4 protein-coding genes are annotated in these 12,315 nt (G+C 70.5%); 1 reads left to right on the top strand and 3 read right to left on the bottom strand.

Going from position 1 to position 12,315, the window contains the following annotated elements:
• Positions 1-12: 12 nt before the first annotated feature.
• The 3 genes from ACH4U8_RS17455 to ACH4U8_RS17445 all read right to left on the bottom strand — a co-directional run bounded on the left by ACH4U8_RS17455 (position 13) and on the right by ACH4U8_RS17445 (position 9,447).
• Positions 13-2,523, bottom strand: a complete 2,511-nt coding sequence (locus tag ACH4U8_RS17455; protein ID WP_360304820.1) for a DNA translocase FtsK — start codon at positions 2,521-2,523, stop codon at positions 13-15.
• A 166-nt stretch (positions 2,524-2,689) separates the two neighbouring features.
• Positions 2,690-3,382 carry a response regulator gene (locus ACH4U8_RS17450; protein ID WP_360304818.1) on the bottom strand — a complete coding sequence of 231 codons (693 nt, stop codon included), beginning with the start codon at positions 3,380-3,382 and terminating at the stop codon, positions 2,690-2,692.
• 374 nt (positions 3,383-3,756) lie between these two features.
• Positions 3,757-9,447, bottom strand: a complete 5,691-nt coding sequence (locus ACH4U8_RS17445) for a HAMP domain-containing protein (protein WP_395778646.1) — start codon at positions 9,445-9,447, stop codon at positions 3,757-3,759.
• Positions 9,448-9,765: 318 nt separating this feature from the next.
• Here ACH4U8_RS17445 and ACH4U8_RS17440 point away from each other — a divergent pair, with 318 nt between their 5' ends.
• Positions 9,766-12,288 carry a SpoIIE family protein phosphatase gene (locus tag ACH4U8_RS17440; RefSeq protein ID WP_395778644.1) on the top strand — a complete coding sequence of 841 codons (2,523 nt, stop codon included), beginning with the start codon at positions 9,766-9,768 and terminating at the stop codon, positions 12,286-12,288.
• Positions 12,289-12,315: the final 27 nt, after the last annotated feature.

The raw sequence follows: 12,315 nt of genomic DNA, 5'->3' as shown, positions 1-12,315 counted from the left end.
ACTTAAGTCGGATCATTCACCGCGCAACGTGGCCATAATCGACTCGATTTCATCCGGTTTGATCAAAACTTCGCGCGCCTTGGAACCTTCGCTCGGTCCCACGATGTCCCGGCTCTCCATCAGGTCCATCAGCCGACCCGCCTTGGCGAAGCCGACCCGCAGCTTGCGCTGGAGCATCGAGGTCGAGCCGAACTGGGTGGACACGACCAGTTCGACCGCCTGGCAGAGCAGGTCGAGATCGTCGCCGACGTCCTCGTCCACCTGCTTCTTGCGATCCGGCGGGGCGGTGACCTCCTCGCGGTACTCCGGCCGCAGTTGCTCCTTGCAGTGCCGGGCGACCGCCTCGATCTCGTCCTCGGTGACGTAGGCGCCCTGCATCCGGATCGGCTTGCTCGCGCCCATCGGCAGGAACAACGCGTCGCCCTTGCCGATCAGCTTCTCCGCGCCGGGCTGGTCCAGGATGACCCGGCTGTCCGCGAGCGAGGAGGTGGCGAACGCGAGCCGGGAGGGCACGTTGGCCTTGATCAGTCCGGTCACCACGTCGACGCTGGGCCGCTGGGTGGCCAGCACCAGGTGGATGCCGGCGGCGCGGGCGAGCTGGGTGATCCGCACGATGGAGTCCTCGACGTCACGCGGGGCGACCATCATCAGGTCGGCCAACTCGTCGACGATCACCAGCAGATACGGGTAGGGCTGCGCCTCGCGCTCGCTGCCCGGCGGCATCTTGAGCTTGCCCGCCCGCACCGCGGCGTTGAAGTCGTCCACGTGCCGGAAACCGAAGTTGGCCAGGTCGTCGTAGCGCATGTCCATCTCGCGCACGACCCACTGAAGCGCCTCGGCCGCCTTCTTCGGGTTGGTGATGATCGGCGTGATCAGGTGCGGGATGCCCTCGTAGGTGGTCAGTTCGACCCGCTTGGGGTCGACCAGCACCATCCGCACCTCCTCGGGCGTGGCCCGCATCATGATCGAGGTGATCAGGCCGTTGATACAGCTCGACTTGCCCGCGCCGGTGGCGCCCGCGACCAGCAGGTGCGGCATCTTGGCCAGATTGGCCACCACGTCGTTGCCCTCGACGTCCTTGCCGAGCGCGGCGATCATCGGGTGCGCGTCGCCGGCCGCGGTCTCCGAGGCCAGGATGTCGCCGAGGCTGACCATCTCGCGGTCGGTGTTGGGGATCTCGATGCCGACCGCGGACTTGCCCGGGATCGGGCTGATGATCCGCACGTCCGGGCTGGCCACCGCGTACGCGATGTTCTTGGCGAGCGCGGTGATGCGTTCGACCTTGACCGCCGGACCCAGCTCGATCACGTACCGGGTCACCGTCGGGCCCCGGGAGAAGCCGGTGACCTGCGCGTCGACGTTGAACTGTTCGAACACCTTGGACAGCGCGGCGACCACGTCGTCGTTGGCCTTGCTGCGGGCCTTGGCCGGCGGACCCTTCTTGAGCAGCGTGGGGCCGGGCAGGTGGTAGGTGATGTCGCCGGACAGCTTCAACTGCTCGCTGCGCGGCGGCGCGGGGGTGTGCGCCGGCGCGTCGGCGGCGCGGGCCCGCAGGTCGGTCACCACCCGAGCGGCGGCGGCCTTGCGCGAGCGCGCCGGCGGTACGACCAGACCCGCGTCGTTCGCGTCCAGCGCCGCCGCGGCGGCCGCGGCCACGTCGACGGCGTCCGGATGGCCGCTCGCGGCGGGACTCGGCCGGCGGCGCGGCCGGGTCTTGCGGACCGGCGCGGGCGCGGGCGGTTCCTCGTCCTCGTCGTACCCGGCGAAGCCGCTCGGGTGCTCGTCCTCGTACTCGTCCGCGGGCGGCGGCCCCTCGACGAAGCCGAGGAAGACCGCGAGCCGCTCGGGCGCCGCGTTGATCGGCGTCGCGGTCACCACGAGCAGGCCGAACACGATCAGCAGCACCAGCAGCGGCACCGCGACCCAGCGGGTGACCAGATGCACGGGCGGGGTCGCGAAGGCCCAGCCGATCAGCCCGCCGGCGTCGCGCATCGCGGCCGCGCCGTCGCCGGGTTGCGGGGTGCCGCAGCCGACGTGGATCAGGCCGAGCACGCTGCACACCAGCGCGGTGCAGCCGATCATGATCCGACCGGTGGCGTCCTTCTGGTCCGGATGGCGCATCACCCGCACGCCCAGCGCGCCGACCAGGAAGGGCACGAACAGGTCGAGCCGGCCGACCAGGCCCGCGACCACCGCGTTGACCGCTTCGCCGACCGCGCCGTCGATGGTGCCCCACGCACCCGCGGCGATCACTATGGCCAGGCCGAGCAGGGCCAGACCCACCCCGTCCCGGCGATGGGCCGGATCGAGTCCGCGCGCACCGGAGCCGATGCCCCGCGCGGCCGAGCCGAACGCGTGGGCCAACCCCAGCCACAACCGCTTGAGGCCCCTCCCGAGCAGCGCGGGCAGACCCCCGAGCAGTTTCGGCGGGGGCGGCGGAGGTGGCGCGGGCTTCTTGGCGGGAGCCTTCTTCTTCGCGGCCGTGCGCGGTTGCGCTCCGCCGCCGGACGCACGTGTGGCCATGTTCCGAGGTTACCGGTGGACCCTTCCCACCTCGTGCGTCACAGGGCCCGGAATGCGCGTGTCGACCCCGAGGCGATCCGTCCGGGTGCCCGGGCGGTCGCGGGCGGCGCCGGGCGCACGTCGGCCGGGCCGCGGATGGGCCCGGCCGGCGTGCGACACCAAAGGGTCAGTCGTCGACCTCGCCGGTGTCCGGGGCGGGCACCAGCGGCGGACCGCCGTGGCCGGCCGCTGCGGGGGCGAGGGCGTCGAGGGCGGCGCGCATCCGGGCCACCCGGCGGCGCAACTGGTTCGCCGAGGCGGCCAGGATCGCGTCGTTCGCCGACTCGACCTGTTTGGCCATGCCGTCGGCCTGCTCCTCGACCGAGGCCAGCCGCGAGGACAGCTCGGCGATCACGTCCGCCCCGGCCCGGTCGCCGCCGGCGACCCCTTCGAGTCGCCCGCGCAGCAGCGTGGCCTGTTCGCGCAGTTGGCAGTTCTTCTTGTACAGGTCCACGAACACGGAGACCTTGGCCCGCAACACCCACGGGTCGAACGGCTTGGAGATGTAGTCGACGGCACCGGCCGCGTAGCCGCGGAAGGTGTGGTGCGGACCGTGGTTGATCGCGGTCAGGAAGATGATCGGGATGTCCCGGGTCTTCTCCCGGCGCTTGATGTGCGCGGCCGTCTCGAAACCGTCCATGCCGGGCATCTGGACGTCGAGCAGGATCACCGCGAACTCGTCCGTGAGCAGCGCCTTGAGGGCTTCCTCGCCCGAGTGCGCCCGAACCAGGGTCTGGTCCAGCGCGGACAGGATCGCCTCCAGGGCGAGCAGATTCTCCTGACGGTCATCGACCAGGAGGATCTTGGCCTTCTCCGTCATGGCCCACCCTCTTCGATCCGACACGGTGGGTGACCCCGCGTATCGGTCGGCTCCACTCGTCCTTGTGCATGTTCTCGGTATACGCGGCCCTGAATGACACAGCCTCGATCGACACGGTTGCGCTCGACACAGCCTCGGCCGAGATCGCCCCGGCGCACGCCACGCCGGTCGAGCACACGTTCCGGGTGGTGCTCGTCCCGGTCATGGTAGTGGCCAGGCGATCGGCTCGGCAGGTATTCCGAAACAGACGACCGCATGGTGTCACCACGTCCCGACCCACGGTCGCGACAACACCGCATCGACCCCTCCGCTCCTTCAACGTCACTCGACCCGTTCGGGTTCCATCATGGGCTGCGAGCCGCCCCGGAAGCGAACTAGTGGTCGAGCCAGGTTCGGATGAGTCCCAACAAGTGCCGCGTATCGACCGGCTTGGCGACGTAGTCGGACGCCCCGGAGTCGATGCTCTTCTCCTGATCCCCCTTCATGGCCTTCGCGGTCAACGCGATGATCGGCAGGCCCGCGTACTGCGGCATCCGGCGAATCGCCGAGGTCGTGGCGTAGCCGTCCATCTCGGGCATCATCACGTCCATCAGCACGATCGCGATGTCGTCGTGCGCCTGGAGCACCTCGATGCCCTCGCGGCCGTTCTCCGCGTACAACACGCTCAGCCCGTACTGCTCCAGCACGCTGGTCAGGGCGAACACGTTGCGCACGTCGTCGTCGACGATCAGCACCCGCTCGCCGTCGAAGGTGCCCTCGAACGGCTCGACCACCGGCTTGGCCGGGCTCGCGTGCTCGGTGCGGTCCGGGCCGGCGGCGCCCAGGACCGTCCGGGTCAGCGCGTCCGGGGTGGAGACCCGCTGGAGCAGCACGATCCGGCGCCGGTAGCCGCGCAGTCGGCCCGATTCGGAACGGGTGGGCCGCTCCGGGACGTGCACCACGACCGGCAGGTTCTGCAATTCCGTCCGGGAGGCGACCGCGTCCAGCACCTGCCAGGCGCCCTCGTCGGCCAGCCGCAGGTCCACCACCAGGCACGCGGGCGGCGCCTCGGCGAGCAGACGCACCGCCTCGCCCTCGTCGGGGGCCGTGCTCAACTCGATCGCGCCGTCCATCGCGGCCAGCACGGTGGCCAGCGGGGCGCCGTCGGTCTGCGGGTTCTCCACCACCAGCACCCGGCGCGGCACCCGCTTGCCGGTCTCCTCGACGATCGGCTCGCCGTCCGAGAGCAGCTCGGGGGCGTCGCTGAGCAGCGGGGTGGAGGGCGGCGCGGCGGGCAGCGCGCTCCGGTACGGCGTCGGGGCGAGTTCACCCTGCCGGTCGTGGCCGGCCTCGTCGCCCGGAACCAGGACGCTGTCCAGCGGGAGGTAGAGGGTGAACGTGCTGCCGCGGCCCGGCATGCTCTCGGCGTGGATCTCGCCGCCGAGCAACCAGGCGATCTCCCGGCTGATCGACAACCCCAGCCCGGTGCCGCCGTAGCGGCGACTGGTGGTGCCGTCGGCCTGCTGGAACGCCTCGAAGATCACCTTGAGCTTGTCCACCGCGATGCCGATGCCGGTGTCGATCACCGAGAAGGCCACCGCGTGCTCGGCGTTGTCCAACTCGGTGTTGGTCAGCGGGATGTCGTCGGTGAGCGTGATCAACACCTCGACCGAGCCGGAGTCGGTGAACTTGACCGCGTTCGAGAGCAGGTTGCGCAACACCTGCTGGAGGCGCTGCTCGTCGGTGAACAGGATGCCGGGCACCGCGGGCGAGACGTGCACGGTGAAGTCGAGGTTCTTCTCCGAGGTCAGCGGCCGGATGGTCGCCTCGACGTAGTCCATCAGTTGGGCCAGCGCGATCCGCGCGGGCCGTACGTCCATCTTTCCGGCCTGCACCTTGGACAGGTCCAGGATGTCGTTGATCAGTTGCAGCAGGTCGGATCCGGCGCCGTGGATGGTCTCGGCGAACTCCACCTGCTTGCGGGTCAGGTTGCCCTCGACGTTGTCCGCGAGCAGCTTGGCCAGGATCAGCAGGCTGTTCAGCGGGGTGCGCAGCTCGTGCGACATGTTGGCGAGGAACTCGGACTTGTACTTCGAGGACAGCGCGAGTTGTTCGGCGCGCTCCTCCAGCGCCTGGCGGGCCTGTTCGATCTCCCGGTTCTTGATCTCGATGTCCCGGTTCTGCCGGGCCAGCAGCGCCGCCTTGTCCTCCAACTCGGCGTTGGAGTGTCGCAGTTCGCCCTGTTGGCGCTGGAGCTCCTCGGAGCGTTCCTGGAGTTCCTCGGTCAGCCGCTGCGATTCGGCCAGCAACATCTCGGTGCGCGAGTTCGCCATGATCGTGTTGACCGTGACGCCGATCTGCTCGTTGAGCTGCTCCAGGAAGTTGCGGTGCACCTTGGTGAACGGGCGGAACGAGGCGAGTTCGAGCACGCCGAGCAACTGGTCCTCGAACAGCACGGGCAACACGATCACGTTCGCCGGCGCCGCCTCGCCCAGTCCGGAGGCGATCTTGATGTAGCCGGGCGGCGCGTCCAGGATCAGGATCGAGCGCTTCTCCAGCGCGGCCTGGCCGACCAGGGACTGCCCGAGCCGGAAGCGGGTGGGCACGCCGCCGCCGTCCTGGTAGCCGTAGGAGGCGATCAGCCGCAGCTCGACCACGTCCTCCTGGGTCAGCTCGGCCAGGAAGAACGCGCCGTGCTGGGCGTCCACGACCGGGGTGAGCTCGCTCATGATCAGCGCGGCGACCGCCATCAGGTCGCGGCGGCCCTGCATGAGACCGGAGATCCGGGCCAGGTTGGTCTTGAGCCAGTCCTGTTCGCGGTTGGCCCGGGTGGTCTCGCGCAGGTTGTAGATCATCTGGTTGATGTTGTCCTTGAGCTCGTCGAGCTCTCCGGACGCGTCGACCGCGATCTGCAGGGACAGGTCGCCGCGGGTCACCGCGGTGGCCACCTCGGCGATGGCCCGCACCTGGCGCGTCAGGTTGCCGGCCAACTCGTTGACGTTCTCGGTGAGTTGCTTCCAGGTACCGGAGACGCCCTCGACCTCGGCCTGACCGCCGAGCATGCCCTCGGTGCCCACCTCGCGGGCGACGCGGGTCACCTCGCCGGCGAACGCGGACAACTGGTCGACCATCGTGTTGATCGTGGTCTTGAGTTCGAGCATCTCGCCGCGGGCGTCCACGTCGATCTTCTGCGACAGGTCGCCGCCCGCGATCGCGGTGGTCACCTTGGCGATGTTGCGGACCTGGCCGGTGAGGTTGTCCGCCATCGAGTTGACGTTGTCGGTCAGGTCCTTCCAGGTGCCCGAGACGCCGGGCACGTGCGCCTGGCCGCCCAGGATGCCTTCGGTGCCCACCTCGCGGGCCACTCGGGTGACCTCGTCGGCGAACGCCCGGAGCGTGTCCACCATCGTGTTGATGGTGCCCGCGAGACCGGCCATCTCGCCCTTGGCCTCGACCGTGCTCTTCTGCGACAGGTCGCCGTCGGCCACGGCCGTGGCCACCTGGGCGATGTTGCGGACCTGGGACGTCAGGTTGTTGGCCATGACGTTGACGTTGTCGGTCAGGTCCTTCCAGATGCCGGACACCCCGCGCACCCGGGCCTGGCCGCCGAGGCGGCCCTCGGTGCCCACCTCGCGGGCCACCCGGGTCACCTCGTCGGCGAACGCCGAGAGCTGGTCGACCATCGTGTTGACGGTCTCCTTCAGCTCCAGGATCTCGCCGCGCGCGTCGACGGTGATCTTCTTGGACAGGTCGCCCGTGGCCACCGCCGTGGTCACGTCGGCGATGCTGCGCACCTGGCCGGTCAGGTTGCCGGCCATCACGTTGACCGACTCGGTCAGGTCCTTCCAGGTGCCCGAGACGCCCTTGACGTCGGCCTGGCCGCCGAGGCGGCCCTCGGTGCCCACCTCGCGGGCCACCCGGGTCACCTCGTCGGCGAAGCCGGAGAGCTGGTCGACCATGGTGTTCACGGTGTTCTTGAGTTCGAGGATCTCGCCGCGCGCGTCGACGGTGATCTTCTGCGACAGGTCGCCCCGGGCCACCGCCGTGGTGACCTGGCCCAGGCTGCGGACCTGTTCGGTGAGGTTTCCGGCCATCGAGTTCACCGAGTAGGTGAGGTCGCGCCAGACGCCGGCCACGCCGAGCACCTGGGCCTGGCCGCCGAGCCGACCCTCGGTGCCGACCTCGCGGGCCACCCGGGTGACCTCGTCGGCGAACGCGGAGAGCTGGTCGACCATCGTGTTGACGGTGTTCTTGACCTCCAGGATCTCGCCGCGCGCGTCCACGTCGATCTTCTTGGACAGGTCGCCGCGCGCGACCGCCGTGGTCACCTCGGCGATGTTGCGGACCTGGGCGGTCAGGTTGCCCGCCATGAAGTTCACCGAGTCGGTCAGGTCGAGCCAGACGCCGGCGACGCCCGGGACGACCCGGGCCTGACCGCCCAGACGTCCCTCACCGCCGACCTCGCGGGCGACGCGGGTGACCTCCGAGGCGAACGCGGACAGTTGGTCCACCATCGTGTTGACGGTGTTCTTGAGCTCCAGCATCTCGCCGGAGACGTCGACCGTGATCTTCTGCGACAGGTCGCCCCGGGCCACCGCGGTGGAGACCTGGGCGATGTTGCGGACCTGGCCGGTCAGGTTGCCGGCCATCACGTTGACCGAGTCGGTCAGGTCCTTCCAGGTGCCGGCCACCCCGGATACCTGCGCCTGACCGCCGAGGATGCCCTCGCTGCCCACCTCGCGGGCCACCCGGGTCACCTCCGAGGCGAACGCGGACAGTTGGCCGACCATGGTGTTGACGGTGTTCTTGAGCTCCAGCATCTCGCCGGAGACGTCCACGGTGATCTTCTGCGACAGGTCGCCCTGGGCCACCGCCGTGGTCACCCCGGCGATGTCGCGCACCTGCGCGGTGAGGTTGAAGAAGGCGGTGTTGACCGAGTCGGTCAGGTCCTTCCAGATGCCCGCGCCACCGGGTACCTGGGCCTGGCCGCCGAGCCGACCCTCGAAGCCGACCTCGCGGGCGACCCGGGTCACCTCGGAGGCGAACGTACGCAGCGTGCCGGTCATCGCGTTGATCGTCTCGGCGAGCTGGGCCATCTCGCCGCGCGCGGACACCGTGATGGTCTGCGACAGGTCGCCGTACGCGACCGCCTTGGTCACCTGCGCGATGTCGCGCACCTGGGCGGTCAGGTTGCCCGCCATGATGTTGACCGAGTCGGTGAGGTCCTTCCAGGTGCCCGAGACACCCTCGACCCGGGCCTGCCCGCCGAGGCGGCCCTCGGTGCCGACCTCGCGGGCCACCCGGGTGACCTCCTGGGCGAAGCCGGAGAGCTGGTCGACCATCGTGTTGACGGTCTCCTTCAGCTCCAGCATCTCGCCGGCCACCTCGACGGTGACCGTGCGGGAGAGGTCGCCCTTGGCCACGGCGGTGGTCACCAGCGCGATGTCGCGCACCTGGAGGGTCAACCGGCTGGCCATCGTGTTGACCGAGTCGGTGAGGTCCTTCCAACTGCCGGACACCCCGCGCACCCGGGCCTGGCCGCCCAGCTTGCCCTCGGTGCCCACCTCGCGGGCCACCCGGGTCACCTCGTCGGCGAACGCGCTGAGCTGATCCACCAGGCCGTTGGCGGTACGGCCCATCCGCAGGAACTCGCCGCGCAACGGCTGCTCGGCGATCCGCAGGTCCATCCGCTGGGACAGATCGCCCTCGGCGACCGCGGCCAGCACCCGGCCGACCTCGACGGTCGGGCGGACCAGGTCCTCCACGAGCGCGTTGGCCGCGTCGATGCTGGTCGCCCAGGCGCCCTCGCCCGGTCCGGGGTCGAGCCGCTCGGTGAGTTTGCCCTCACGACCGACCACCCGGCGCACTCGGGCCAACTCGCCGGAGAGATGCTGGTTGCGCTCGACCATGTCGTTGAACACGACGGCGATCTCGGACATGATCCCGTCGCCGGAGACCGTGAGGCGCTTGCGGAAGTTGCCGTCACGGACGCCGGTCAGCGCGGCCAACAGCCGACGCAGATCCTGCTCGTCGTGCCGGCTCCGGGCGGCCGTCGTCCGTGCCTGCCCTGGGGAAGCCTTCGCCATCTCGCATTTCCTCCGCCGGACCGATTCGCCGCGACCGCTCGTGCACCCGGTCGCTTGCCATCGACAGTCTTTCACTCACAGGGTTGAGAGCAGAGGCGGTCCGGGAGGATGGTGCTTGTCAACCGGAAAGTGTGGGCGCGAAAGGCCCGCTCGCCCGGAAGTTCTGTCGGAATCGTGACGGATCCGTCACTGTTTGGAAGGGGTCCGCCCGATCGTCCTGAACCGATAGGGTGCGAATCTGCCGGACTGTGGAGCCGGATTCGTCACCGCAGCCGCCGTTCGTCGCAGATGCGGGAGTGTATGGATCAGGGAACGAGCATGCTCATCACTGCCCGGATGAGCGCTGCCTTCGCACCCGAGGGCAGGTCCGTGGCGGCCGCACGCTCGTTCGTCCGCAAGACGCTCAGCGACTGGGACGCCGGCGAGGTCGTGGACGACGCCGTGTTGTTGACCAGTGAGTTGGTCACCAACGCGATCGTGCACGCAGGCACCTCGGCCGAGGTCTCCTGTGTGCGCTACGACGGCGGCGTGCAGATCGAGGTCACCGACCACTACCCCAGCCGCGAGTTGCCCGAGCCCGTCACCGGGTTCGACGACGGCGACGAGAGCGGGCGCGGCCTGTTCCTGTCCGCGTCGCTGGCCTCCGGGTGGGGCGTGGAGTACGCCAAGAACGTCAAGCGGGTGTGGTTCCGGCTGGAACTGCCCGATCCGGTCTCGGCGACCAGCTCGGCGGGACCGCTGCTGCCGGCCAACGCGCTGCCCGACGCCTCGGTGCCGATCGGCGTCGCGGTGCTGCACGCGGACGCCTCGCGCAAGGTGACGCACTGGAGCCCCGAGGCGGCCCGGCTGTTCGGCCTGGGCGACGACGAGGCGGTCGGCATGTCGCTGAACGACCTGGTCGCGTGGCCGCAGACGCCCGGCACCGAACTGACCCTGGACGAGATGCTGGAGCTGTCCCGCTGGCAGGGCGGCTACGACATCCGCGCCGCCGACGGCATCGCCTCGCGCGTGTTCGCCTCGCATGTGCGGCTGCGCGATGCCGGCGGTGATCCGGCCCTGGTGGCGCTGCTGGTGCCCGCGCAGGCCCGCGCGGTGCTGGAGAACCGGGACGCGGCTCGCGCCAGGGCCGGTACCGCGACGCCCGCGGACAACGAGTGGGACGGCATCGACGGGCTGAGCCGGCTGGGCCTGGAGGACCTGTTGCAGCGCGCGGTCGAACGCGCCCGCGACCTGCTCGACGCGGACGCCGCGTTCGTCCTGCTGGCCACCGACGACGAGAGCGAGATGGAGGTGCGCGCCACCACCGGCCTGGCCGGCGCCGCGCACCGGTTGTCCCGGGTGCCGGTGGAGACCTCGGTGGGCCGCTACGGCTCGGCCCGGATGCCCGCGGTATACGAGGACCTGGACACCGGCCCCGGCGCGGTGCCGATCCTGCGGGAGACCCGGATGCGCTCGGCGGTGACCGTCCCGCTCAAGGTCGAGGGGCGGCTGACCGGCACGCTCGGCGTCGCCTCGGAATCCGCGACGCGCTTCGACAACGACGACGCGGCCCGACTCCAGCGCGCCGCCGACCGGGTCTCGTTGACCGTGGAGAGCGCGCGGCTGTCCGAGCTGGAACGGGTCCGCCGGGGCTCGCTGTCCTTCCTCGCCGAGGCGTCCGACCTGCTCGCGGGCACCCTGGACCCGGAAATGACGCTGGCCATGATCGCCCAGATCGTGGTGCCTCGGCTCGGCACGTGGTGCGCGGTGCACACCGGCGAGTCGCACGCGCCGGTGCTGAGCGTGGTGTGGCACGCCGACGAGATGCGGATCGACGACCTGCGGGCACTGCTGGACCGGGCCGAGCCGCCGCGCGCCCAGCCCACGCCCGGCGCCCGTCGCTGGCTGGGCCTGCGGCATCTGGACCCGGAGGTGGTCCGCGAGCACGCCGACCTGGTCACCGGCGAGGCGGTCACCCTGCCGCTGGTCGCCCGAGGCCGCGGGATCGGCATGCTGACCTTCGGCATCCTGGCCGGCGACCGCTTCCGCCGGGACACCCTGGAGCTGGCCGAGGACCTGTCCCGGCGCGCCGCGCTGGCGATGGACAACGCCCGGCTGTACTCCGAGCGCAACTCGACCAGCCAGGCCCTCCAGCGCAGCCTGCTGCCGCCCGAGCTGCCCAAGATCCCGGGGGTCGACGTCGAGGTGGTCTACCAGGCGTCCGGCGAGGGCAACGAGGTCGGCGGCGACTTCTACGACCTGTTCACCATCGGCGACGACAAGTGGGGCTTCGCGATCGGTGACGTGTGCGGCACCGGCCCCGAGGCCGCCGCGGTCACCGGGCTGGCCCGGCAGGCCCTGCGGCTGCTGACCCGCGAGGGGTTGTCGGTACCGGCCGTTCTGCAACGGCTGAACACCGCGATCCTGGAGGAGGGACCGCGCAGCCGGTTCCTCACCCTGTTGCACGGCCACATCACCCACCGCGAGGGCGGCGGTGTGCGGCTCAGTCTGGTCTCCGCCGGGCACCCGCTCCCGTTGCGGCTGCGTCCCGACGGCACGGTCACCTCGGTGGCCACGCCACAGCCGCTGCTGGGCGTGCTGGACGAGGTCGACCTGGTCCTGGAGACGGTGGATCTGGACCCGGGCGACGTCCTGGTCTGCGTCACCGACGGAGTCACCGAACGCCGCGAGGGCACCCGCATGCTCGGCGACGACGGTCTGGCCGACGTGCTCTCCGGATGCACGGGCCTGACCGCGGGCGCGGTCGCCACCCGAATCCACCGCGCGGTCGAACAGTTCGCCGAGGAACAGGCCCGCGACGACATGGCCATCCTGGTCATGCGCGTCTCCGCCGAGGACTGACCAAGGACGACCCGCCGGCCACCGTCC

This window comes from Embleya sp. NPDC020886 (genome assembly GCF_044333915.1).
In the GTDB taxonomy this organism is placed as follows: domain Bacteria; phylum Actinomycetota; class Actinomycetes; order Streptomycetales; family Streptomycetaceae; genus Embleya.
Note: the sequence above shows the minus strand (reverse complement) of the source record. Positions and strands in the feature narration are given on the sequence as shown.

Bases quoted from the DNA above. Each gene is read 5' to 3' on its own strand.
- ACH4U8_RS17455 (WP_360304820.1), bottom strand. From the start codon at position 2,523: ATGGCCACACGTGCGTCCGGCGGCGGAGCGCAACCGCGCACGGCCGCG.
- ACH4U8_RS17450 (WP_360304818.1), bottom strand. From the start codon at position 3,382: ATGACGGAGAAGGCCAAGATCCTCCTGGTCGATGACCGTCAGGAGAAT.
- ACH4U8_RS17445 (WP_395778646.1), bottom strand. From the start codon at position 9,447: ATGGCGAAGGCTTCCCCAGGGCAGGCACGGACGACGGCCGCCCGGAGC.
- ACH4U8_RS17440 (WP_395778644.1), top strand. From the start codon at position 9,766: ATGCTCATCACTGCCCGGATGAGCGCTGCCTTCGCACCCGAGGGCAGG.